Source organism: Paenibacillus nitricinens (genome assembly GCF_052056485.1).
Classification (GTDB): Bacteria; Bacillota; Bacilli; order Paenibacillales; family Paenibacillaceae; genus Paenibacillus_AQ; species Paenibacillus_AQ nitricinens.
This window is the reverse complement of the sequence record NZ_CP183948.1, coordinates 4061846-4087875: the sequence shown is the minus strand read 5'-3', so window position 1 is coordinate 4087875 and position 26030 is coordinate 4061846. Positions and strand designations below refer to the sequence as shown.

General features: G+C 45.0%; 21 protein-coding genes and 1 pseudogene. All 22 read left to right on the top strand.

The annotated features are described in order from the left end of the window. Nucleotides 1–62 precede the first annotated feature (62 nt). Complete coding sequence (gene pyrH / locus ACN6KS_RS18050) at nt 63–791, top strand: UMP kinase (protein ID WP_036688491.1); 729 nt, start codon at nt 63–65, stop codon at nt 789–791. Then, nucleotides 791–1345, top strand: coding sequence for a ribosome recycling factor (gene frr, locus ACN6KS_RS18045; RefSeq protein ID WP_042189424.1), 555 nt, complete (start codon nt 791–793; stop codon nt 1343–1345). Before pyrH ends, frr begins: the two co-directional genes overlap by 1 nt. Nucleotides 1346–1423: 78 nt before the next feature. Then, on the top strand, nt 1424–2191 hold the full coding sequence (locus ACN6KS_RS18040; RefSeq protein ID WP_094870297.1) for an isoprenyl transferase: 768 nt from the start codon (nt 1424–1426) through the stop codon (nt 2189–2191). Between the two features lie 21 nt (nt 2192–2212). Beyond that, nucleotides 2213–3016: a phosphatidate cytidylyltransferase gene (locus tag ACN6KS_RS18035; RefSeq protein ID WP_094870296.1), complete on the top strand. Its 804-nt coding sequence runs from the start codon at nt 2213–2215 to the stop codon at nt 3014–3016. 20 nt (nt 3017–3036) lie between these two features. Beyond that, nucleotides 3037–4176, top strand: a complete 1140-nt coding sequence (locus tag ACN6KS_RS18030; RefSeq protein ID WP_042189421.1) for a 1-deoxy-D-xylulose-5-phosphate reductoisomerase — start codon at nt 3037–3039, stop codon at nt 4174–4176. A 146-nt stretch (nt 4177–4322) separates the two neighbouring features. Further along, entirely contained in the window at nt 4323–5597 is a 1275-nt protein-coding gene (rseP, locus tag ACN6KS_RS18025) for an RIP metalloprotease RseP (RefSeq protein WP_042189420.1), read from the top strand. A gap of 25 nt (nt 5598–5622) precedes the next feature. After that, complete coding sequence (gene proS / locus ACN6KS_RS18020) at nt 5623–7071, top strand: proline--tRNA ligase (RefSeq protein WP_280786398.1); 1449 nt, start codon at nt 5623–5625, stop codon at nt 7069–7071. A gap of 270 nt (nt 7072–7341) precedes the next feature. Next, the gene (locus ACN6KS_RS18015) at nt 7342–11670 is read left to right on the top strand and encodes a PolC-type DNA polymerase III (RefSeq protein WP_440960190.1); all 4329 of its coding nucleotides are present in this window, start codon (nt 7342–7344) and stop codon (nt 11668–11670) included. Nucleotides 11671–11869: 199 nt separating this feature from the next. Next, complete coding sequence (rimP, locus tag ACN6KS_RS18010; protein ID WP_094870292.1) at nt 11870–12337, top strand: ribosome maturation factor RimP; 468 nt, start codon at nt 11870–11872, stop codon at nt 12335–12337. 26 nt (nt 12338–12363) lie between these two features. Further along, nucleotides 12364–13461, top strand: coding sequence for a transcription termination factor NusA (gene nusA / locus ACN6KS_RS18005; protein WP_042189417.1), 1098 nt, complete (start codon nt 12364–12366; stop codon nt 13459–13461). A gap of 27 nt (nt 13462–13488) precedes the next feature. Next, nucleotides 13489–13797 carry an RNase P modulator RnpM gene (gene rnpM, locus ACN6KS_RS18000; RefSeq protein WP_042189416.1) on the top strand — a complete coding sequence of 103 codons (309 nt, stop codon included), beginning with the start codon at nt 13489–13491 and terminating at the stop codon, nt 13795–13797. Then, nucleotides 13790–14111, top strand: a pseudogene (locus tag ACN6KS_RS17995) (YlxQ family RNA-binding protein); the annotation flags it as partial. The gene rnpM and the pseudogene ACN6KS_RS17995, both read left to right, overlap by 8 nt. Then, nucleotides 14106–16754, top strand: a complete 2649-nt coding sequence (gene infB, locus ACN6KS_RS17990) for a translation initiation factor IF-2 (protein ID WP_094870291.1) — start codon at nt 14106–14108, stop codon at nt 16752–16754. The pseudogene ACN6KS_RS17995 and the gene infB, both read left to right, overlap by 6 nt. Before the next feature lie 18 nt (nt 16755–16772). Beyond that, nucleotides 16773–17120 (top strand): 30S ribosome-binding factor RbfA, encoded by a 348-nt coding sequence (gene rbfA / locus ACN6KS_RS17985; RefSeq protein ID WP_042128856.1) that lies wholly within the window; start codon nt 16773–16775, stop codon nt 17118–17120. Nucleotides 17121–17189: 69 nt separating this feature from the next. Further along, nucleotides 17190–18167 carry a DHH family phosphoesterase gene (locus ACN6KS_RS17980; RefSeq protein WP_440960189.1) on the top strand — a complete coding sequence of 326 codons (978 nt, stop codon included), beginning with the start codon at nt 17190–17192 and terminating at the stop codon, nt 18165–18167. Continuing rightward, nucleotides 18164–19078 carry a tRNA pseudouridine(55) synthase TruB gene (truB, locus tag ACN6KS_RS17975; RefSeq protein ID WP_280786396.1) on the top strand — a complete coding sequence of 305 codons (915 nt, stop codon included), beginning with the start codon at nt 18164–18166 and terminating at the stop codon, nt 19076–19078. Before ACN6KS_RS17980 ends, truB begins: the two co-directional genes overlap by 4 nt. Before the next feature lie 37 nt (nt 19079–19115). After that, nucleotides 19116–20063: a bifunctional riboflavin kinase/FAD synthetase gene (locus tag ACN6KS_RS17970; protein WP_094870288.1), complete on the top strand. Its 948-nt coding sequence runs from the start codon at nt 19116–19118 to the stop codon at nt 20061–20063. 148 nt (nt 20064–20211) lie between these two features. After that, nucleotides 20212–20481, top strand: a complete 270-nt coding sequence (gene rpsO / locus ACN6KS_RS17965; protein WP_036656390.1) for a 30S ribosomal protein S15 — start codon at nt 20212–20214, stop codon at nt 20479–20481. A 293-nt stretch (nt 20482–20774) separates the two neighbouring features. Then, complete coding sequence (gene pnp, locus ACN6KS_RS17960) at nt 20775–22877, top strand: polyribonucleotide nucleotidyltransferase (protein ID WP_341135152.1); 2103 nt, start codon at nt 20775–20777, stop codon at nt 22875–22877. 247 nt (nt 22878–23124) lie between these two features. Next, nucleotides 23125–24108 carry a polysaccharide deacetylase family protein gene (locus ACN6KS_RS17955; protein WP_341135151.1) on the top strand — a complete coding sequence of 328 codons (984 nt, stop codon included), beginning with the start codon at nt 23125–23127 and terminating at the stop codon, nt 24106–24108. Between the two features lie 76 nt (nt 24109–24184). Next, a complete protein-coding gene (locus ACN6KS_RS17950; RefSeq protein WP_094870285.1) occupies nt 24185–25453 on the top strand; it encodes a M16 family metallopeptidase in 1269 nt (422 codons plus the stop codon). Next, nucleotides 25428–25874: a dUTP diphosphatase gene (gene dut / locus ACN6KS_RS17945; RefSeq protein WP_234533961.1), complete on the top strand. Its 447-nt coding sequence runs from the start codon at nt 25428–25430 to the stop codon at nt 25872–25874. The genes ACN6KS_RS17950 and dut overlap by 26 nt, the downstream gene beginning before the upstream one ends. The last annotated feature ends 156 nt before the right edge of the window (nt 25875–26030 follow it).

Genomic DNA, 26030 nt, shown 5'->3' with positions numbered 1-26030 from the left:
ATCAGAAGAGCGGAACACGTACACGTAGTGTTCCGTCTTTTGCAGAAAGTGAGGGTATACATTTGGAACAGCCGGTATTTAAGAGAGTAGTCCTTAAGGTAAGTGGGGAGTCTTTGGCAGGACAAAACGGATATGGTATTGATGCCGACATGATTATTTCCATCGCTGAACAGATCAAGGAAGTTGTAGAACTTGGAGTTCAGGTTGCAATTGTTTGTGGTGGAGGTAACATTTGGCGCGGGATCGCTGGTAGTGCAAGTGGCATTGATCGCGCTACTGCAGATTATATGGGCATGCTGGCAACAGTAATGAATTCACTTGCTCTGCAGGATGCATTAGAACAAATCGATGTGCCAACAAGAGTGCAGACTTCGATCTCGATGCAGCAAATTGCTGAACCGTACATTCGTCGTCGTGCGATTCGCCACCTGGAGAAGGGCCGTGTTGTTATTTTTGCAGCAGGCACAGGTAATCCTTTCTTCTCTACTGATACTACTGCAGCACTTAGAGCAGCAGAAATCGAAGCAGAAGTGATTCTGATGGCGAAGAACAAGGTTGATGGTGTATATTCAGCTGATCCGTTTAAAGACAGCACAGCCGAGAAGTTTGAACAGCTCACTTACATGGATGTTCTGAACAAAAACCTTGGTGTTATGGATTCCACAGCTTCATCTCTCTGCATGGATAATAATATACCGCTCATTGTATTTGCCATTACTGAACAAGGCAATATCAAACGTGTCGTTCTCGGTGAGAAGATCGGAACGATTGTTAAAGGGAGTGTAGATTAATGCCACAATCGGTCAAAAAAAATGCCGAAGAGCGTATGGAAAAAGCGATTTCATCGCTGAAACGTGACTTGGCAACATTGCGTGCAGGACGTGCAACAACATCACTGCTAGATCGCATTCAAGTTGAATATTACGGTTCCCCTACTCCAATCAATCAGCTGGCGAACATCAGTACTCCGGATTCCCGGACACTGTTAATCCAGCCGTGGGACAAAACATCGATGTCTGACATTGAACGGGCGATCATGAAATCGGATATCGGTTTAACGCCTGCTAATGACGGAACAATCATTCGTCTTTCTATCCCTCCGCTTACTGAAGAACGTCGGACGGATTTGGTGAAATTGACGAAGAAATTTGGTGAAGAAGCGAAAGTAGCGATCCGCAACATTCGCCGTGATGCCAACGATGATATTAAGAAGATGGAGAAAAACGGTATCTCGGAAGATGAGTCCCGTGGCCATCAGGAAGACATTCAAAAGACAACGGATAAGTTCATAGCCGAGGTCGACAAAGTGCTTGTATCCAAAGAAAAAGAGATTATGGAAGTATAAAGATATTCTAGAGACTTGAGGCCCCTCCGTTAATGGTGGGGTTTGTCTCTTTCTGATAAGAGCTTGGAGGAAACGGAAATGATCAAACGGGTTCAAGCGTGGCTGAGCCGTAAAGACAGGCAACAGCCAGTCGAGATTTCACCGGATAACATTCCCCGGCATGTGGCTGTTATTATGGACGGCAATGGGCGTTGGGCTAAACGTCGCGGGTTGCCGCGCGTTGTGGGTCATCAGAATGGCATGAAGGCTGTTAAACGTGCTACAATCGCTGCAGACGAACTGGGTGTTGAGTTTTTGACGATGTATGCGTTCTCGACAGAAAATTGGAAACGACCAAAGGAAGAAGTCGATTATCTGATGCGCTTGCCAGTGGAGTTTCTAGCCATTGAGCTTGATGAGCTGATTGAGAAGAATGTCCAAGTACGTATGATGGGTGATACTGATGCATTGCCTTCATTTACACGCAAAGCTATGGAAGAAGCTATTTCCCGGACACAGGGCAATACTGGACTTATATTGAATTTTGCTCTTAATTATGGGGGGCGCAAAGAAATTGAGGACTGCATGCGCAGCATTGGTAAGGACATCCAATCAGGGGCTTTGACACCGGAAGATATTACGACTGATCTAATCGATAGCCGAATGTTATCTGGTGGGTTACCAGATCCGGATTTGCTTATACGTACAAGTGGAGAAATGCGACTTAGCAATTTCATGCTATGGCAGCTTGCTTATAGTGAGCTGTGGTTTACTGATGTGTATTGGCCTGAATTTGATAAGGAGCATTTGCATCAGGCAGTTGCTGAATATCAACGCCGTACACGCCGTTATGGTGGACTGAAGTAGCTTGATAGGAGATGGAAACCTTTGAAGCAGCGATTGATTACCGGAATTGTTGCCGGAGCACTATTTTTAGGCTTATGCGTGTTGGGAAACTGGCCATACCAGTTGTTACTTACTGCCATGGCTTTTATCGGGTTTTATGAATTTGTGAAAATGATAGGGATACCTGCGCTTTCCGGTTCTACCGTTCTTGGTTATGCAGCCATTCTAAGTTTCATGATCCCTTGGAATTTGCTTGGGATCTCTGCACCCTTATCGTGGGAACAAGGAATTTGGATTCTGCTGCTCTTGTTCCTTTTAGTTACAGTTTTTACTAAAAATAAATTAGATATTCGAGTAACAGCCTTGCTGTTTACTGGTATAGTATACATTGGAATGGGTTTTTCTTATATGGCCATGGCTCGTGCATCGGATGACGGACATGGTTTGTTCTGGACTTTTTTACTCCTTTTCTGCATTTGGGGTAGTGATGCCGGGGCATACTTTGTTGGAAGAAGCATGGGGAAGAACAAACTTTGGCCTGCCATCAGTCCGAACAAAACGGTGGAAGGTGCCGTAGGTGGAGTACTGATCTCGATGCTGATCGCTATCGTTTTTGCAATATTTGCTCCTGAACAACTTGCGATTGGACGAGCACTCCTTATAGGGCTTTCTTGTGCGGTGTTGGGTCAGCTTGGTGATCTTGTACAATCTGCCTATAAACGTGCGTATGGCATCAAAGATTCAGGCACGCTACTGCCAGGTCACGGTGGTATTCTTGATCGATGTGACAGCTGGATTATCGTATTTCCATTCGTACATATCGTAATGCTTATGCCTTACTATTAACGGAAGGAGAGGGTATAACTATGAAAAAAATAAGTGTTCTTGGTTCCACAGGTTCGATCGGCACTCAGACTCTAGATGTCATCGCTATGCACCCAGACTCTTTTCAAGTAGATGGCTTGGCAGCTGGAACGAATACAGCGTTATTGCTGGAACAAGTTCGTCGGTTTAATCCTCGTCGTGTTTCTGTTGCGACAAAGGAGCTGGCAGATGAGATTAGATCCAGTCTGCCTTCAGGCATACAGCTATACAGCGGGAATGAAGGTCTTGTTGAGGTGGCAGCAGGTGGAGATGCCGAAATGGTCGTAACGGCTGTTATGGGTAGTGTAGGCCTCCAATCCACGTTAGCTGCGATCGAAGCAGGCAAACATATTGGACTAGCTAATAAAGAGACTTTGGTAACGGCAGGACACCTCGTCACTGATCTAGCTAATCGTAAAGGTGTTAAGTTGTTACCTATCGATAGCGAGCATTCTGCTATTTTTCAGTGCTTAAATGGTGAGAATCTCGCGGATATTGCTTGCATCACTTTAACAGCTTCTGGTGGATCCTTCCGGGATTTCACTCGTGATCAACTCAAGAATGTAACGGTAGAAGATGCACTTCGTCATCCGAATTGGAGCATGGGCGCGAAAATCACGATTGATTCTGCTACAATGGTGAATAAAGGGCTTGAGGTGATTGAAGCGCATTGGCTATTTGGTCTACCTTATGAACAAGTAAATGTACTTTTGCATCCAGAGAGTATCATTCACTCTTATGTGGAGTTCCGTGACAGCAGCATTATTGCTCAGCTTGGTAATCCCGATATGCGTGTCCCCATTCAATATGCGCTCACTTATCCCGAACGCTGGGAGTCACCGGCACAGCGTTTGTCGTTGGCTGAAGTTGGACGTTTGACTTTCCGAGAAATGGACTATGAACGATTCCCTGCGCTTAAGCTAGCCATGGATTGTGGAAAAGCTGGAGGGACAGCTACTACTGCTTTTAATGCAGCAAATGAAATTGCTGTTGCTCGTTTCTTAAGTCATGAGATCCCATTCCTGCGCATTGAGGAGATCATCGGAGAAGTGCTTCATCGTCATATTAACGAGGATAATCCGAATTTAGAACAAATTGAATCCTGTGATAAGCGTGTTCGTGAGCTGGCAGCAACGTTGTAGAATGTAGATTGATCTCTTTTTGGCTGGAAATACTTACTTTGCCCTAAAAATAGGTTGGGACAGTTGATTCTCTTGTGCCTGATCGGAGAATAATGATAAATTAAGAGGACATACTTCGGTCTTACAGCTAAAGGGGGATGATACGTTTGGAAATGGTTCAAGTCGTTTTATTAACGGTGCTCATGTTTTTTGTTCTGGTGACTGTACATGAATGGGGTCACTATTATTTTGCCAAACGCGCCGGTATTCTCGTGAGGGAATTTGCTATCGGTTTCGGTCCGAAACTGTTTTCTTATAAACGGAATGAGACACAGTTCACTTTGCGTTTACTGCCTTTTGGCGGTTATGCTCGGATGGCTGGTGAAGATCCAGAGATTATTGAGATTGGCTCTGGACAAACCATTGCAGTAAGACTTGGTCAGGATAACAAAGTGAAAAATATTTATCTGGACGCATTGGATACACGTAAAAATGTTATCCGTGGTGAGGCTTTGCATACTGATCTTGAAAATGATCTGCAAATCCGCTTGGATGTGGATGGCGAAGTTACTACTTATGATGTTCATCCGCAAGCGATGATGATTAAAGGAACGCAGCAGACTCAAATTGCGCCTAAAGACCGCCAATTCGGTAGTAAAACCGTGGGTCAGCGGGCATTGGCTATTGTTGCGGGTCCTGTGATGAACTTCCTGTTAGCCTTTGTTCTGTTTGCCATCCATTTGCAAATGGTTGGGATTCCGGTGGAGAACCCTACTTATGTTAAGATCGGTGATGTCTCTGAAGGAATGCCTGCACAAGAGGCGGGATTGCAAAAGGGTGACATCATTGTATCCATCAACGGTGAGAAGATTGGTGCCGATTACCAAAAAATGATTGACTTAACCTCGGAGTCCAAAGGGAAAGAAATGAAATGGATGCTGCAACGTGGTGATGAGACCCTTAATGTGACTCTCGTTCCTCGTAGCATGGAGGGACAAGAAGGCGGTAAAATAGGGATTACACCTGAGCTTCCTACCCGCAAAGCAGGGGTTGGAGAGACGTTGACAGGTTCAGGTAAAGCTATGGTCGATACGACGGAAGCTATCTTTCTGGGCTTTAAGCAATTGATCAATAAATTCAATATGGATGATATTGGAGGTCCGGTTCGTACCTTTGAAGTAACCGGTCAAATTGCCCAACAAGGCATTCAGTATCTTACCTATTGGGCTGCTATCCTAAGCTTGTATCTGGGGATTTTCAACCTATTACCGATTCCAGCACTCGATGGAAGCCGTCTGGCGTTCCTAGGTGTGGAGGCATTACGCGGTAAACCTGTAGACCCGAGCCGTGAAGGTATGGTTCACTTTGTCGGATTTGCACTGTTATTTTTATTAATGATTGCTGTTACGTATAATGATATTTTACGTTTGATCAGCGGCTAATTTTCTTCGGGAGGCATTCCATTACATGGCAAAAGATAAGCAATTCGTTACGGAAATCACGCCGCAAAGCGAGGATTTCTCACGCTGGTATATTGATGTTATAAAAAAAGGGGACTTGATGGACTACTCTCCTGTTCGTGGCTGTATCGTATTTAAGCCAGAGGGCTATGAAATATGGGAGCATATTCAGGCGGAAATGAACCGTCGCCTTAAGGAAACAGGGCATCGTAATGCTTATTTTCCAGTGTTCATTCCAGAGAGTTTCTTTCAAAAGGAAAAGGATCATATTGAAGGCTTTAATCCCGAACTGCCATGGGTAACTGAGGCTGGTGGAGACGTGCTTGAAGAACGTCTGGCTGTCCGTCCTACTTCTGAGACCATGTTCGGGCATATGTATTCCAAATGGATTCAGTCCTATCGTGACCTTCCTGTACTTATCAATCAATGGGCGAACGTGGTTCGTTGGGAGAAGCGTACGTTACCATTTATCCGCACTACTGAGTTTCTTTGGCAAGAAGGGCATACTGCACATGAGAATGAAGCTGAAGCTCGTGAAGAAACCATGAAGATGCTGGATAACTACCGTGATTTTGCCGAGACTTTCCTTGCTATTCCGGTGATTACTGGACAAAAGACACCTTCCGAGCGTTTTGCTGGTGCTGTAGATACGTATTCTATTGAAGCGATGATGAAAGATGGACGTGCTGTTCAGGCTGCTACCTCACATTACTTAGGTACCAAGTTTGCAACAGCATTTGAGATCCAGTATTTGAGCCGCGACAATAATTTAGAATATGTGCATACGACCTCATGGGGATCCACTACACGCTTGATTGGTTCGCTGATTATGGTGCATGGCGATGACCGTGGGCTTGTTCTACCGCCTAAGGTAGCGCCAACTCAAGTAATTATGATTCCGATCGGACCTCCTAAAACTCGCGAAGCCGTGATTGGACGGACGGACGAGCTGTTCAAGGAACTGAAGAACGCAGGCGTTCGTGTACGTGTCGATGATCGTTCGGATGTAACGCCAGGTTGGAAGTTCAATGAATATGAAATGCGCGGTATACCTGTGCGCTTGGAGCTTGGACCACGCGACATGGAGAATGGCGTCTGCGTAATCGTCTCCCGTGTCACAGGTGAGAAGAAGGTTATTCAGCAAGAGAACCTCGTAGAAGAAGTTCAAGCAATGCTCGAACAGGTTCATAATGAAATGTTCGAACGTGCCTTGAAATTCCGCGAGGACCATTTCTATTCTGTGGATTCCTTGGAAGAAATGAAAGCTTCAATGGAAGAAAAACGCGGCTTTGCACTAGCTGGCTGGTGTGGTTCCGAAGCATGCGAGTCCAAAGTTAAGGAAGAGACAGGTGCGGGAAGCCGCAACATTCCTTTCGATCCGGCGGAGAAGAAGCAAGTCTGCATTTGCTGTGGCAAACCAGCTGAGCATACTGTGGTTTTTGCAAAGGCCTATTAATCTTTTGGCACCGATCAACAGTCTTGTAGTATTTTAATCTAGCTTCTGGAGAGAGGAGTCAGCGGGCCGAAAGTACCCAATGCTTTTTGAATCCAGAAGCTTTTTAAAATATAAGAATTTATAGGTTTGCACTATAAATTATCCCTTTTATTTTTACGAGAAACAGATATTGTCTTTAAAAGCCGACAACGTCGTTTTTTTTATCATATTGTACTTTCACTGAATATCATTGATTGTGTTTTACGGAGTTATCAAAGGTGGGAGGAAAGCATGGAACAAAACCAGGAGAGAAGAAAAAGATTCGAGCTCTTGATGAAGCAAGGTGAAATTCCACCTGCAATTATGGATCCCTACTTTTTAGATGGATATATAGAGCGTGTAGAGATCAGCCGTGGTAACCGAGACTGGCAAATTATGATTGCGAAAGAAAGCCTGGTTCCAGCGCAGGTATACCGGACATTTTGCCTCAGAATGCGGGAGAAGCTACAGCATATAGCCAAAGTAAGCTTTTTATTCGTATATGATCAAAAAGTTAGTAGAGCAGAGATAGTCCAAGAATATTGGGGATTGTTTCTGGAGTGGGTGACTCGCGAGGTCCCTTCGGTTAATGGCTGGCTGACACGTTCTACCCAAGAGCTTAAAGAGGACACTTTAATGTTGACGATGAGTGACTCCACTTCTATGGAGCTGGCTCGTAAAAAAGGCATCGATGGGGCGATTATTAAATTTTATGATACGTATTTCGGTCTGACCTTAAAAGTTAAAGTGCTAATGGCAGAGAATGAAAATAATAATGTTGAGGCATATGAAGAATTTCAGCAAAAGCTTCAGCAAGAACAACGCGAGATCGTTGAGCAGATGATGACTGCAGTAGAAACAGAAGCTCCTGCTGATGATAGCGATCCTAGTGAAGTCATTAAGCTTCAAGTGGGGTATGAAATTAAGGAACAGGCTGTACCGATTCTTGAAATTCAAGATGAAGAGAAGAAAATTACTATTCAGGGTACCATTTTTGGTCTGGATCGTAAGGAACTTCGCAATGGCAGTACCTTGTTCACTTTCAGTCTGACCGATTTTACGGATTCTCTACAAATGAAGATGTTCGCGAAGACTAAAGATGATCTGAAGGTTATGAGTCAGTTAGCTAACGGTAAATGGGTAAGAGCACGCGGAAAAGTGGAATATGACCGGTTTATGCAGATTCCTGAGCTAGTGATGATTCCTTCGGACTTAACAGAAGTTAAAGCACCGCCTGCACGTAAAGATACAGCTCCTAAGAAACGGGTGGAGTTTCACCTTCACACTACGATGAGTACGATGGATGCGGTCACTCCGATCACTACCTATGTCAAAACAGCTGCCCAGTGGGGTCATCCTGCGATTGCTATTTCTGATCATGGCGGAGTTCAGGCTTTTCCGGATGCGAACCATGCAGCTCATAAGCATAAGATAAAAATGATTTATGGCGTGGAAGCCAATGTTGTGAATGACTCTGTGAATATTGTCGAGAATGCTCAGCCTTTGGACTTGAAGACAGCTACCTATGTAGTGTTTGATATAGAGACCACGGGGTTATCGATTACCCGCAATAATATTACAGAGCTGGCGGCCATTAAAATGTGCGAAGGCAAAGAAGTAGACCGTTATTCTACTTTTGTTAATCCGCATGAGAAGATCCCTTATCATATTCAGCAATTGACCAATATTACGGATGAAATGGTGAAGGATGCTCCTGATCTTGAACCAGTACTGCGTAAGTTTGTTGAATTTGTGGGTGACAGTATCCTTGTTGCACATAACGCCAGATTTGATATGGGTTTTATTCAGGCCTCGTTACGTAAAATAGGTGAACCTGATCTTCCGAATCCATCTCTTGATACGCTTGAGCTCGCCCGGTTACTATATCCAAGCATGAAGAATCACAGGCTGAACACATTAGCCGATAAATATAAAGTTCTTCTGGAAAGCCATCACCGAGCGATTGATGATACTATAGCACTCGGTGGAATATTAACAGGATTGCTCGCAGATGCTGAAAAGATGAAGGGCATGACCCGCCTTGATCGACTAAACGATTATGTGGGTAATGATCTTTCGAACACAAGACCGTTCCACTGTAATATCTATGCACTTAATCAAGTAGGCAAAAAAAATCTCTATAAGCTCATTTCCATGTCACATACGGAATATTTCAAGCGTGTTCCTTGTATTCCGAAATCCAAGCTGGAAGAGCATAGAGATGGACTGCTCGTGATTTCCGGTTGTGAACGTGGAGAGTTTTTTGAAGCAGTACTCAACAAAACGACTGAGGAAGCCATGGAGGTTGCTCATTTTTATGATGTGCTAGAGATACAGCCATTGACCATGTACATGCATTTGGTAGACAAGGGCTTTGTAGCAGGCCCTGATGAGCTTCGTGATGTAGTCCGCAAGGTTTGTGAAATAGGGGAACAGTTGAATAAACCTGTTATCGCAACGGGGAATGTGCATTATCTTGAACCCCGGGACAAGCTGTATCGTGATATTACCATTAATGGAATCACAGGCTTTAGTCCGCTTAAAGACCAACGTAAACCAGATGCACACTTCCGCACAACCGATGAAATGCTGTCTGAATTCGAATTTCTCGGTGCTGAAAAAGCAATGGAAGTCGTAGTTACGAATACAGTTGAGCTGGCGGAACGTTTTGAAGAGCTGGAGCTGTTTCCGGATAAGCTATTTACACCCATTCTTGAAGGGGCGGACGAAGAAATTCGCGAGACCTGTTATAACACTGCGAAATCCATTTATGGCGAAGAATTGCCTGAGGTAGTCATTGCCCGTTTGGAGAAAGAGCTTGCACCAATTATCAAATTCGGGTTCTCTGCCAACTATTTGATTTCTGAACGTCTCGTTAAAAAATCAAATAAGGACGGATATCTCGTAGGTTCGCGGGGTTCCGTAGGCTCCTCTGTAGTAGCGACATTTCTTGGGATTTCAGAAGTTAATCCTTTGCCCGCGCATTATATTTGCCTAAACCCCGAGTGTCGCCATAGTGAATGGTTCCTGGACGGCAGTGTGCGGAGCGGATTCGACTTACCGGACAAAGTATGTCCGGATTGCGGTGAGAAGCTCAAAGGCGAAGGGCAGGATATTCCGTTTGAGACCTTCCTCGGATTTAAGGGCGACAAAGTTCCCGATATCGATTTGAACTTCTCAGGGGAATATCAGCCGAATGCCCATAACTTTACCAAAGAAATGTTTGGTGAGAAAAATGTATTCCGTGCCGGAACGATCGGTACCGTCGCTGAGAAGACTGCCTTCGGGTTCACGAAGAAATACGAAGAACTGCACCAGAAACGTTGGCGTGGAGCTGAAGTTGGCCGGCTGGCAGCTGGATGCACAGGCGTTAAACGCAGTACGGGACAACATCCCGGCGGTATAGTTGTTGTTCCAGATTACATGGAGGTTGAAGATATTACACCCGTGCAATTTCCAGCGGATGATGTCAATGCCGAGTGGAAGACCACGCACTTTGATTATCATGCTTTTGACGCGAATCTGTTGAAACTTGATATTCTGGGTCATGATGATCCGACAATGATGCGGATGCTGCAGGATTTGACAGGTGTTGATCCAACTACTATCCCGATGAATGATCCGAAAGTCATGAGCATGTTTAACTCTACAGATGCACTTGGAGTGAGACCTGACGAAATCAGATCACCAGTTGCGACATATGGTGTGCCCGAAATGGGTACCAAGTTCGTACGTCAAATGCTTATTGAGTCGAAACCATCCAGCTTTGCTGACTTACTGCAAATATCAGGTTTGTCTCATGGTACTGGGGTTTGGCTTGGTAACGCGCAAGAGCTTATAAAGAATAACACTTGTAACATTAAGACTGTTATCGGTTGTCGTGATGACATCATGCTCTTCTTAATTTATAAAGCGGGAATGGATGCGAGCTTGGCCTTTAAAATTACCGAGAGTGTTCGTAAAGGTAAAGGTTTATCTGACGAATGGATCGAGGAAATGAAAAAGTGCAAGGTTCCACAATGGTATATTGATTCTTGTCTGAAGATTCAATACATGTTCCCGAAGGCGCATGCTGCTGCATACGTTATTTCTGCAGTACGTACCGCTTTCTTCAAGCTGTATCATCCTATTGAATATTATGCGACTTATTTCTCTGTACGTGCAGCAGATTTTGATATTGAATTGTGCTGTAAGGGATATGAAGCGATCAACCGTCAGATCGTAGACATTGAGCAAAAAGGATTTCAAGCTTTGCCTAAGGAAAAGGCTATGTTGCCTGTCCTTGAAATGGCTTTGGAGATGACGGCACGTGGGTTTACATTCAAAAACATTGATCTTTACCGCTCAGAAGCGAATAAGTTTATTGTTGATGACAAGAGTTTGATTCCTCCGTTTTCCGCATTAGCGGGAATTGGTGAGAATGCTGCTATCAACATAGCTGCTGCGAAAGATGCCGGGGAGTTCCTTTCTATTGAGGATTTCCAGCAGAAATCCAAGGCGAGTAAGACAGTTATTGAGCTGCTAACCAATATGGGCTGCTTCCGCGGCTTACCGGAGAGCAATCAACTTTCCCTATTTTAAAGGCTTTAACAACACTTATTTCATGGCTAGAAAAGAGAGCTCCAAAGGGGGAGTCAAGGGCTAGCACTTGTCAGTCCAGACTCACTATGGTATAATTTCTTTGGTAATAATGAGATAAGTCCGTTGTGTAAAGAGTGGGGAAACCCACTCTTTATCTTTGGTATATAGCAAAAGACAAGTTCGTGGAGGTAATTTTCTTTTGAGCACACCCAAATCTAAAATTAAACAAACGGTAGAGCAGATGCTCGGGCCCTATCTCGACGACAATGGTTTCGAACTGGTGGACGTTGAATACGTGAAGGAAGGCTCCAATTGGTTTCTGCGTATATTCGTAGATAAAGAAGGCGGCATTGATATTGATGACTGCGGAAGCATTAGCGAATATTTCAGTCAGCAGTTGGATGAGAATGATCCTATCCCTGAGGCATATTTCCTTGAGGTTTCCTCACCGGGAGCAGAGCGTCCTCTCAAAAAAGCTGCGGATGTAGCTAAAGCGGTAGGTAAGGACGTGTATGTGACTGTTTATGAGCCGATTCAAGGACTCAAAGAATTTGAAGGTCGTTTGCTCTCGTTCGAGAACGAGGAACTGCTCATCTCCGCGGGCAAAAAAGAACATGTAATACCGTATGCCAAAGTCGCAAGCGCGAGATTGGCCATTATTTTTTAACGTCTTGAAAGGGGGGCCGGAAATTCATGAGTATGGAGTTTATTGAAGCAATGAATGAGCTGGAAAGGGAGAGAGGCATCAGTAAAGATGTGCTGTTCGAAGCGATCGAAGCGGCGCTGATCTCTAGTTATAAACGTAATTTCAATGCAGCACAGAACGTGCGTGTTGATATGAACCGCAACACAGGTGTCATTAAAGTGTTTGCCCGCAAGCTAATTGTTGAAGAGGTCCTGGATACAAGGACTGAAATCTCATTGCCGGCAGCCAGAGAAATTAACCCGCATTTCCAGCTTGAAGACATTGCTGAGCTTGAAGTAACACCACGTGATTTCGGGCGCATTGCTGCACAGACTGCAAAGCAGGTTGTAACACAACGGATTCGCGAAGCAGAGCGTGGACTCATCTATAATGCCTTTATTGACAAAGAAGATGATATTGTAACAGGACTTGTACAACGTCAAGATATGCGGAACATCTACATTGATCTTGGTAAAATCGAAGCGGTCTTGCCGCTTAGTGAATTGATGCCAGGTGAGAAGTTTAAGCAAAGTGAGCGTATCAAGGCTTATATCACTAAAGTTGAGAATACCACTAAAGGACCGCAAATTATGCTGTCCCGCAGTCATCCCGGATTGCTGAAGCGTCTGTTCGAACTAGAAGTTCCGGAAATTTTTGATGGTGTAGTTGAAATTCGTTCCGTAGCTCGTGAAGCTGGCTTCCGTTCGAAGATTGCTGTGTATTCCCGCAATCCGGAAGTGGATCCAGTTGGTTCTTGCGTAGGCCCAAGAGGAACACGCGTTCAAACCATCGTTACTGAGCTTCGTGGCGAGAAGATCGATATCGTCCGTTACTCTGATCTGGTGCAAGAGTATGTTGCTAATGCACTCAGCCCTTCCAAGGTGCTTGAAGTTCAAGTCTTTGAAGCAGAGAAAATGGCACGGGTGATCGTTCCTGATTATCAATTATCACTGGCTATCGGTATTAAAGGGCAAAATGCACGCCTTGCCGCTAAGCTTACCGGCTGGAAAATTGATATCAAGAGTGAGAGTCAAGCGGAGCAGGAATACGGTAGACCGAGAACTTCTATTGATGAAATGCATCAGGATTCCGTCTCCATTGATTAATTAACCTGCTTGACGGGAGGCGTATGTATGAAACAAAGAAAGGTGCCGCTGCGCAAATGCGTTGCTACCCAAGAGATGATGCCGAAGAAAGAGCTGATTCGAGTGGTTAGGACGCCCGAGGGCGAAGTACTGATTGATCTGACAGGTAAGAAGTCAGGCCGTGGTGCTTACATATGCGGCAAGCTTGAATGCTTTAAGCTGGCACAGAAGAATAAAGCACTTGACCGCGCTTTGAAATGTCAAGTGAGTCCTGAAATCTATGACCAGCTTGCCAGGGAGTTTACTTCCGTGGAAGAGCAGTTTCTAGCAGCAAAGGATAGTGAGGATAATGAGTAAGGCGCTTTCTTATTTAGGGCTTGCCATGAGAGCAGGCAAGATAGTCACCGGCGATGAGGCTGTACTCAAAGCTGTACGGTCTTCAGAGGCGAAGCTGGTCGTTCTGGCAGGTGACGCTTCAGATAATACCCAAAAAAAGTTCCGTGATAAATGCGGAACCTACGATATTCCACTAGTAATCGCATTTCACCGAGACAGCCTCGGTGCAAGTATTGGTAAAGACCAGCGCGTAGTACTGGCCATTACGGATAAAGGATTCGCGGAAATGATCTCCAAGCAACTCGGAGATACTGTCGGAGGTGGATTTATTGACTAAAGAAGAGAACAAAGATAAATTGCGTGTGTACGAATATGCCAAGTCACTAAACATGAGCAGTAAAGAAATTATTACTATTCTGAAGCGTTTGAATGTCCCTGTGAATAATCATATGAGTGTCATGGAGAACGGTTCCGTGAACAAAGTAGAGCAATTCTTCAAGGATATCAAGTCGAACGCTGCAGCCAAGCGGGATACCGGCTCCAGCAGCCGCCCGGTGTCAACCGGTGCAGTAACTGCCGAACCCCAGAGTGCTCAGAATGCCAACAAAAATCAACAGGAAAAGCAGGTAGGTATGAACAGTAACCAAAACAACAACCAATCGACGACGTCCCCAAGGCCCCAAAGCGGACAAGATTCCCGCAGAACAACAACAGGTTCAACGCAAAATGCACGTCCGCAACAAAGCGGAGCTCCACGTACAAATAGTACTACCGGAAGCCGTCCGCAAGGAAGTAGCACAGGCGGCAATCGCCCACAAGGTAGCAATACCGGTGGCAGCCGTCCGCAAGGAAGTAGTACAGGCGGCAATCGCCCACAAGGTAGTAATACTGGTGGCAGCCGTCCGCAAGGAAGTAACACAGGTGGCAGCCGTCCGCAAGGTAGTACTACCGGCGGTAGCCGTCCACAAGGAAGTAATACTGGCAGCCGTCCGCAAGGACAAAGCAGTGCACCTCGCACGGACAGCCGCCCACAAGGTCAATCTGGCACAGGCGGTGGTTTCACACGCGGTGACGACAGAGGTCCTAAGAAGAACACAACCGGTGGTAGACCAAATACGAACAATAGACGGTTTGATGATGGTAAAGGCGGTAACTACCGCGGTCGTGGTGGTAAGAATGGCCGTGGCAAGAATCAACCTATGGTTCACCGTGAGAAGATTGATAATACACCTAAGAAAATTATCGTTCGTGGCAGCATGACCGTAGGTGAAACTGCGAAATTGCTTCACAAAGACGCTTCTGAAGTAATTAAGAAGCTGATTTCGATGGGTGTAATGGCAACCATTAACCAAGAATTGGATATCGACACCATTCTTCTGCTCGCTGCTGAATTTGGCGTAGAAGTAGAAGTGAAGATTCCTGTTGATGAGGATAGCTTCGAAACTGTGGAAGAGAATGATACTGAAGATGAGCTTCAGACCCGTCCTCCAGTAGTTACAATCATGGGTCACGTTGACCACGGTAAAACTACTTTGCTGGATGCCATTCGTTCGACAAGTGTGTCACTAGGCGAAGCTGGCGGAATCACACAGCATATTGGTGCTTATCAAGTTGAAATCAATCAGAAGAAAATCACGTTCCTTGATACACCTGGTCACGAAGCATTTACGGCTATGCGTGCTCGTGGTGCACAGGTTACGGATATGACAATTATCGTAGTTGCTGCGGATGACGGTGTTATGCCTCAGACTGTTGAAGCTATTGCACACGCTAAAGCTGCTGGACTTCCGATCATTGTTGCTGTCAATAAAATCGATAAGCCAGGTGCTGATCCTGATAAGGTGAAGCAAGAGCTTACAAGCTATGAACTCGTTCCTGAAGAGTGGGGCGGAGATACCATCTTCGTTAACCTTTCTGCAAAACAACGTATTAACTTGGAAGAACTGCTGGAAATGATTCTGCTCGTTGCTGAAGTAAATGAGTACAAAGCGAACCCTGACAAACGGGCACGCGGTACAGTTATAGAAGCTGAGCTTGATAAGAATCGTGGACCCGTTGCACGTGTTCTGGTACAGAACGGTACATTGAAAGTCGGCGATGCTTTTGTAGCAGGTAACTGCTTCGGACGTGTACGTGCGATGGTTAATGACAAAGGACGTAAGATCAAGGAAGCTGGACCATCCACTCCAGTAGAAATTACTGGTTTGACTGAAGTACCACAGGCTGGTGATCCGTTTATGGCCTTCGAAGACGAGCGTAAAGCCCGTGCGATTGCTGATAGACGTTCCACTTCCCAACGCCAATCTGAGCTGAATACGAACACCCGTGTAACATTGGATGATTTGTTCCAGCACATTAAAGACGGCGAGATCAAAGACCTTAACGTTATTATTAAAGCTGACGTACAAGGTTCAGTCGAGGCACTTAAAGGTTCCCTGGCTAAGATCGAAGTGGAAGGTGTCCGCGTGAAGATCATTCACAGCGGTGCTGGTGCCATTACGGAATCCGATATTACACTTGCAGCAGCATCTAATGCTATTGTTATTGGCTTTAACGTTCGTCCGGACGCTCAGACCAAGGCAGCTGCTGAACAAGAAAAAGTAGATGTTCGTCTCCATAACATCATCTACAATGTAATCGAGGAAATTGAAAGTGCAATGAAGGGTATGCTTGATCCTATCTATAAAGAGAACGTTATCGGTCACGCTGAAGTGCGTAGCGTATTCAAAATCAGTAAAGTGGGTACCATTGCAGGTTGTATGGTTATTGATGGTAAAATTACCCGTAATGCTGAAATGCGCTTGATCCGTAGCGGAATCGTTGTATTTACAGGTAAAGTTGATACCTTGAAACGCTTTAAAGATGATGCCAAAGAAGTGGCGCAAGGTTATGAATGCGGCATAACTTTGGAACGCTATAATGACGTCCAAGAGGGCGACATTATCGAAGCGTTTCTTATGGAAACTGTAGAGCGCTAAGCGAAGAGGTGAATATAGATGTCTAAAATTAGAGCAGGACGAGTAGGCGAGCAGATCAAGAAAGAGCTTAGTCAACTTATCCAAAGCGGACTGAAAGATCCTCGAATCGGTTTTGTAACTGTAACTGGCGTAGACGTGACTAACGATCTGTCGCAAGCGAAAGTATACCTAAGCGTGTTCGGGGATGAAGAGCAGAAGTCAGGCTCCCTTAAAGCGATTGAGAAAGCAAATGGTTTTCTTCGCTCCGAGCTTGGCAAGGCGATTCGCCTCCGGCATACACCGGAACTGATCTTCAAGATCGATGAATCTGTCGCTTATGGCAGTCACATTGAGAAACTTCTTGGAGAGCTTCATAAGAACGATTAGAAATAGGTACAAAAGGAGTTCAAAATAGCTCAAGGCTATTTTGAACAACCTTTATAAAGGAGACGGCGAATGCAGAGCTATGAACAAAGTCTCCAGCAGACCCGTGAGTTTCTGCTGGAACACGACGATTACCTTGTAGTGTCGCATGTTCAGCCGGACGGAGATGCAGTCAGCTCCACCCTAGCGGTGGGCTGGCTTCTCTCATGTCTGGGCAAAAAATACACTATGCTAAATGAAGGACCGATACCGAAGCGGATGGAATACTTATGGCATTCGGAGGAAATCATCAATATGGCCTCTAGTGAGCCGCCCCGTCAATACAGCAATGTGATCTGTGTGGATTGTGCTGATTTTCAGCGAGTAGGACTAACTCATCGCTATTTTGCGAAGGATGCTCTAATCCTGAACATTGACCATCATCCCACTAACAACGGTTATGGTCTTGTGAATTTAATCAAACCGGATGCTGCTGCGACTGCGGAAATTTTGTTCGATCTGTTGAAGTCGTTCGAGATTGAATGGGACATTGATATTGCCACAGCTTTATACACAGGTCTTTTGACAGATACTGGCGGATTTCGATATACCAACACATCACCAAAAGTAATGGCAGCCGTATCTGAACTGCTATCATATGGCGTTAACGGCCCTGAACTGGCTGAGACATTACTTGAAGAAATGACATTGCCGCAGATTAAAATTTTAAATAAAGCGTTAAATACTCTTCAATTATCACCCGAAGGGGATATTGCCTGGCTCTATGTTACACCGGAGGATATGATTGAATGTGCTGCTGCTAATGAAGATTTAGAAGGTCTCGTGAATTACCCTCGCAATATTCGAGGTGTGGAAGTAGGGATTCTGTTCAAAGTCATTCATGAACATGCGGTTAAAGTTAGCTTACGTTCTGCGGGTAAGGTCGATGTGGCTGATCTAGCGCAAACGTTTGGAGGTGGCGGTCATACCCGTGCTGCAGGTGCGCGTATAGAAGCTACACTCGAAACGGCAATAGCGCAAGTGCTTGAGGAGGTAAGACGTCATTTATGAGTGAATTAGAAGGTGTACTGGCGGTTTACAAGCCAGCCGGGTTCACTTCACATGATGTTGTGGCCAAGGCGCGTCGTATTCTCGGCATGAAACGGATCGGACATACAGGAACGCTTGATCCACAGGTAACAGGTGTGCTACCGCTTTGTTTAGGCCGCGCTACTCGTGTCGTGGAGTATATTCAGGAGTTGCCCAAAGAATATGTGGCAACATTGAGACTGGGGATGTCCAGTGATACTGAGGACTTAACTGGGACCATTATAGAAACTGTAGATGAGGTGCATGTAACTGAAGAAGAGATTCTGTCAGTGCTTGCTTCATTTAAAGGGGTTATTTCTCAGGTTCCACCGATGTATTCTGCGGTTAAAGTTGACGGCAAACGTCTTTATGAGTTGGCAAGAGAAGGTAAAACCGTTGAACGTAAAAGCCGTGAAGTAGAGATTTACGAAATTGAAATGACGGATATGACTTGGGAAGGCAATCATCCCGATATCACATTCCGGGTGCTTTGCTCTAAGGGGACGTACATTCGTACACTCTGTGTCGACATCGGACGAGCACTTGGACTGCCGGGTGTGATGGTGAAACTAGAGAGAACGATGTCGGCAGGGATTTCTGCTAGTCATTGTCTTACGCTAGAGGATATTGCGACTCACAAAGAAGCCGGAACATTGGAAGATCATTTAATCGCTGCAGACGAAGCCATTTCTCATATGCCAAAGCACACGGTAATGGATGAGAAAAAGAAGGCAGCTTTGCAGGGGCAGCGTTTGTCCTCACGATTTATCGCTCCAGAGGTGAAGTCGAACAGTCAATTTCGGCTATACGATCTTCAAGGTGGATTTCTTGGCATTTATGAATTGGAAGATACAGGTGCAATTGCTCCAGTGAAGGTGTTTGCACAAGCTTAAATCAATTTTACCAAGTGAATTGTAGGTGAGAAACAGCGTGAGAACCGTAACGTTAACCTATCCGATGTCTCCGGAGACTGCTGCAGAGTGGGCTCAGCCTCAAGTGGCTGCTCTAGGGCAGTTTGACGGATTGCATCGTGGACATGCTAGCGTCATTACATCCGCTGTGGCCCTCGCACGTAAACAAGGTGTGCCGGCTGCAGTCCTTACATTTCATCCCCATCCTAAAGATGTTATGGGTAAGGGTGATTATGAAGGGTATTTGACGCCACCCGTAGAAAAGCAGGAGATTCTTGCTAGTTTGGGTGTCGATATCTTATATGTTATTGAATTTAACGAGCAGCTTTCCCGTGTAAGTCCTCAGAATTTTGTCTCTGTTATGCTTTTGCCGCTACATATTGTAACTGCAGTTGTCGGCTTTGACTTTCGTTTTGGTTATCAAGGTGAAGGCGATGTTGAGATGCTTCGCAAGCTGGGTGAAGGTATTATGAATGTAGAGGTTGCTCCCCCTTTTCTGCTGGATGGAGAGAAGGTAAGCAGCTCCGGCATTCGTAAAAGTCTCCAAAACGGGGATTTAGAACTGGCAAACTCCTGGTTCGGACGTTGCTATTATCTGCGTGGTGAAGTGGGTCATGGTGAGAAGAGAGGTCGCACTATTGGTTTTCCAACAGCGAACTTAAAGCTTAGTGCACATTTTGTCATCCCGACTAAAGGTGTATATGCGGTCCGAGTCTTTTATAAGGATAAAGTTTTGTATGGGGTTATGAATGTGGGCGTTAAACCTACCTTCCATGAGGGTGTATTGACTCCAAGCTTTGAGGTCCATCTGTTTGACTTTGAAGGTGATTTGTATGATCAAGAGCTCAAGGTGGAGTTAGTATCTTATATTCGTCCTGAACGAAAATTCGAATCCATTGGTGCATTGATTACTCAAATCGGTGAGGATGCAGAAACCGCGAAGAAGATTTTGGGGTATAATCTATAGTCATCCCGGACAAGCCGTTTACTTTTGTTAATGGAGATGCTATACTAATAAACGTTGCTGGCTTACAGCACCATAACCTTAGCTTGGTTGCACGTTCTCACCGACGGTGACGAGGCTAGTGGCGATTATATTGAAGGAGGTGAACAGGATGGCATTAACTCAAGAACGTAAACATCAATTGATCGACGAGCACAAAACTCACGAATCCGATACTGGATCCCCTGAGGTGCAAGTTGCTATCCTAACGGAGAACATCGTTAATTTGACTGACCACTTGCGTACGCACAAGAAAGATCATCACTCCCGTCGCGGATTGTTGAAAATGGTTGGACAACGTCGTAAACTTCTGGCGTATTTGAAAAACAAAGACATCAGACGTTACAGCGCCCTGATCGAAAGACTGGGATTGCGTCGTTAATTTTCCATAAGATAACCCTTAAAGCAGCCTGGTTGTATACCGTATGTCCTTCTCGGAGCGACAGCGGGACAGCTGGGTTGCTTTTTGAAAATTTAGGGAAAACTTTATAGCAAGACTGATGAGATTATTCGTAAAAACGGCCACTTTACATCATCTGTGAGACTTAGCCGTTTCTTCTTATATGTATACAGAACAGGCTACATACCTTAGGGACAAGCCTTTCCGATTCATTAGATCTATTTGTGAACCTGCTATATTTGATTGCGGGTCTACTACTATTCAAGGAGGTATTTATGGAAAAACGTGTAGAAATGCAGCTAGGCGGAAGACGCCTTGTGCTGGAAACGGGCCGTCTAGCTAAACAAGCAAACGCAGCCGTTATGGTGCGTTATGGGGATACTTCGGTATTATGTACCGTTACGGCTTCGAAAGAGCCAAAGGATCTGGATTTTTTCCCCCTTACAGTTAACTATGAGGAAAGATTATATGCAGTAGGTAAAATTCCTGGCGGATTTATTAAACGGGAAGGCAGACCGAGTGAGAAAGCGATTCTGTCAAGCCGTTTGACAGACCGTCCAATCAGACCCCTGTTCCCTGAAGGATTCCGTAACGATGTTCAGGTATTGAACATGGTAATGAGTGTGGATCAGGACTGCGCACCAGATATTGCTGCTATGATCGGTACTTCAGCTGCACTTAGTATTTCCGATGTGCCTTTTGATGGACCAATCGGCGGTGTTGCTGTAGGTCGGGTTAATGGAGAATTTGTGATCAATCCGGATATGGCTCAGCAAGCAATCAGTGATATTTATGTAGTGGTTGCTGGAACGAAGGAAGCAATCATGATGGTTGAAGCGGAAGCGAACGAAGTGACGGAAGATGTGATGCTCGAAGCGATTATGTTCGGTCATGATGAAATCCGTAAGATCGTTGCAACCATCGAAGAACTGGTCAAAGTGGCTGGTAAAGAAAAAATGGCTGTGAAGCTGCATACAGTGAATGCTGACGTGAATACTGAGGTCCGCGCATATGCTGAGGCTCGTCTGGTGGAAGCCGTTAAAATTGCTGAAAAACATGCTCGTCAGGAAGCGATTGATGTCGTTAATGATGAAGCGGTTGCGTATTTCGTAGAGAAGTACATAGAAGCACCGGAGCTTCTGAAAGATGTTAAAGAAGTCCTCCATGATATCGTGAAGGATGAAGTAAGACGTCTAATCACGCATGATAAGGTTCGTCCAGATGGACGTAAACTTGATGAAATCCGTCCGATTGAATGTGATACAAGCCTGTTGCCGCGTACACACGGTTCCGGTCTGTTCACACGTGGACAAACACAAATCCTTAGCGTTTGTACCCTTGGAGCACTAGGTGATGTGCAAATTCTCGACGGAATCGATCCTACTGAAACGAAACGTTTCATGCACCATTACAATTTCCCGCCGTTCAGCGTAGGGGAAGCTCGTCCGCTTAGAGCACCAGGACGACGTGAAATCGGTCACGGAGCACTTGGAGAACGTGCATTATCCAAGGTAATTCCTAGTGAAACTGAATTCCCGTACACGATTCGTCTAGTATCAGAAGCGATTGAATCTAACGGTTCTACATCCCAGGCAAGCATCTGTGCCAGTATTCTGGCTATGATGGACGCTGGTGTACCAATCAAAGCTCCAGTGGCCGGAGTAGCAATGGGTCTGATTAAAGACGGAGAGCATGTCTCCATCCTGACGGATATTCAAGGTATGGAAGATCATCTCGGAGATATGGACTTCAAGGTAGCTGGTACAGCAGAAGGTGTTACAGCTATTCAAATGGACATTAAGATTGCCGGTATCGACCGCAACATTCTTCAGGAAGCACTTCAACAGGCTAAAGAAGGCCGTCTGTTCATCTTGGACAAAATGAATGAAGCGATCTCTGCGCCAAGACCTAATCTGTCCAAATATGCTCCTAAAATCATTATTATCAACATCAATCCGGACAAAATCCGTGATGTTATCGGTGCTGGTGGTAAGATTATCAATAAAATTATTGAAGAAACCGGCGTGAAAATCGACATCGAACAAGATGGCCGTGTCTTTATCGGTTCTTCAGATGAAGAAATGATCCAAAAGGCTCGTTCGATTATCGAAGGTCTTGTGCGTGAAGTACAAGTCGGAGAAATCTATGTGGGTACAGTTAGACGTATTGAGAAATTTGGTGCATTTGTTGAACTGATTCCGGGCAAAGACGGATTGGTACACATTTCCCAATTGTCCACTGAGCGTGTAGCTAAGGTAGAAGATGTTGTTGCTATTGGTGACACCATTACCGTTAAAGTTACCGAGATCGATCCACAAGGCCGGGTTAACCTGTCTCGTAAAGCGGTGTTGACTTCGGAAACTGGAGCTAAAGCGTAAGTTTGATCTTAGTAATAACCTTTACAAAAGGGATCTAATTTCATTATTAAAAGAGACAGAAGCGATTTGCGTTCTGGCTCTTTTTTTATATGAAAGAAGGTGGAAAACTGTAGCAAACATTCCTATCTATTAGTCTTGTATCTGTTCATGACATAAATTCCTCCCTTGTCTCATAAATTGGGACAAAGTGTCTTTGTAATCGTGTGGAACGAACCTGAAATTCGTTTCTACCGGGGAGGAAGTCGTCATGAAGACGGAAAAAGTGGCATTAGTGGTTGCTTGTGTAGCAATCGTGATAGGAATTGGTAGCACACAGGGACCAGTCAAGGACATGCTTGCGCAATTGAAGCCGCAGGATGATCTTGCGGTGTGGATGGATATCCCTAAGGCGGCCAATAACGATCTTCGTCTGAGGATTGAGACCGCCGCGGCCAAACTAAATGCACCTCCAGTGGATGCAGTGGTTGACCGGGTGTGGAAAGCCATTCCGGGTTATAACGGACTTGAGATTGATGTAGAGAGTACCTATCGGAATGCTCTTTTGGCACCAAAAGAGCCCATAAAGTTAGTGTATCGGCAGATCGAACCAAAAGTATCGTTAAATGAACTGGGAGCAGAACCTATATATCGAGGAAATCCGGCGAAACCGATGGTATCACTGATGATTAATGTGGCTTGGGGGAATCAGTATATCGTGCCCATGCTGGATATTTTGGATGAAGAGAACGTGAAAGTTACGTTTTTTCTGGATGGAAGCTGGCTGAGCAAGAATCCAGAGCTTGCTGCAGAAATGTTAAAGCGTGGTCATGAGATGGAGAATCACGCCTATACCCACCCCAATATGAGTACTTTAAGTCGAGCGCGTGCTACAGTTGAGATTGAAAAGACGCAAAAGCTGCTAAAAGAATCACTTGGAGTCACTAATAAATGGTTCGCACCTCCATCTGGTGATTTCGATCAAGAGACAGTAGAAATTGCTAGCAGCTTGGGCTTAAAGACTGTACTCTGGACTGTGGATACGGTGGATTGGCGCAATCCTTCTCCTGAATCTATAGTTGCCAAAATCACAAGTAAAGCTGAATCCGGGACACTGGTTCTAATGCATCCTACTGCCTCATCCTCCAAGGCGCTGAAGGCCATGATACGCGGGATAAAGGCAAAAGGGTTACAGCTAGGAACAGTCAGCCAAACGCTGTCAGCGGAGCGTCTAATCCCCTCTGATGTTGAGTGAGTGATCTATTTCTGGTAGGATTATAGGCACGTGTATTAAATTAGATAGAACATGGCTATTGCCAGGAGGACATGAAGTGGAAAAAATAGTATTATCCAATGGATTACGAGTAGTGATGGAAAAAATTCCGACCGGCCGGTCCGTATCATTTGGAATTTGGGTGAAGACAGGTTCGCGGAATGAACACCCTGGAAACAACGGGATATCCCATTTTGTAGAGCATATGCTTTTTAAAGGTACGGACCGATATAGTGCTAAGGATATTGCCGAGCAGTTCGATGCTATTGGCGGCAATGTAAATGCGTTTACCTCTAAGGAATATACTTGCTATTATGCAAAGGTATTGGATGAGCATCTGCCTATCGCAGTAGATGTGTTAGCAGATATGTTCTTCCGTTCACGTATGGATGCTGAAGAGCTGGAGAAGGAAAAAAACGTCATCCTTGAGGAAATTTCTATGTGCGAGGATACACCAGACGACCTTGTGCATGATTTGATGTGTGCTGCTGCTTACAAGGATCATCCGCTTGCGTATTCTATCCTAGGCTTAAAGGAACGGCTGATGGAAATGAAGCCAGATGATCTTCGTGCTTACATGAAGGAGCAGTATACGATTGAGAATACGGTAATTAGTGTAGCGGGGAACATTAGTGATGGACTGATTGAGCTGCTGGAGCAGCATTTTGGTTCTTTTGCTAATCATGGCACATCTGCGCCGCTGACTCCACCGGATTATTATGGGGATTTGTTGTTTCACCGCAAAAAAACAGAACAGAATCATATCTGTCTTTCCTTACCAGGGGTCCGCTCTGGCGACCCAATGCAATATGCTATGGTGCTTATTAATAATGCCATTGGTGGTGGGATGAGCTCACGGATGTTCCAAGAGATTCGTGAAAAACGTGGTCTAGCCTATTCTGTATATTCATACCACAGTTCTCAGGCGGATTCTGGTTTATTCACGGTCTATGCTGGAACAGCACCGAAGCAAACTAAGGATGTAACAGAGCTAATTAAGGAAATGATGTACGAACTTGCTACTAAGGGTCTTAGTGAAGATGAACTGCGAAAAGGCAAGGAGCAGCTTAAAGGTAGCCTTATTCTTAGCCTGGAAAGCACTAGTAGCCGGATGAATCGGATTGGGAAAAATGAACTCATGCTCGGAAAACATAACACATTAGACGATATGATCGCCAAGATTCAGTTAGTAACGATGGACAATATCAACAGTGTGCTTGATAATATGTTTGCTGAGCCGCTTTCTTTAGCGATGGTAGGTTCAACAGATAAAGCTATTGCAAATGTTAGGAGAGATGATCTTGTCTTATTACGTACAAATCAATAAACTAGCTGGAAACGAGGATGTTAATCTTCCTTGTAAAATGTCAGAACAGGCTTCCGGGTATGATCTTTATGCCGCGGTTGAAAGCGAAGTCGTGCTTGCTCCTGGAGAACGTGCATTAATTCCAACAGGCATATCATTAGCTATGCCAGACGGATTAGAAGCTCAGATTCGCCCACGAAGTGGACTGGCCTTGAAGCATGGGATTACGTGTTTGAACACACCTGGAACGATTGATGCTGATTATCGTGGAGAGATCAAAGTGTTGTTGATCAATCTAGGGCAAGAGCCATTTGCTATTGCTCGCAATGAGCGTATTGCCCAAATGGTATTTCAAGCGGTTCCAGTGGTCACTTTGGTTGAAGTAGATACTTTATCCGAAACAGAACGTGGAGCCGGAGGCTTCGGTCACACTGGCAAATAATATGACTTATTAAAAAGCTTGCGAATTTATGCCTAATCGGCGTGATTCGTGAGCTTTTTTTTCGTTTAAATATGACGATTTATAAGTTTCACACATTCAAGCCTGCATGGTAATTCTTCTCCGCTTTTCACCCATTAAGAATGCCCAGCATAAGAT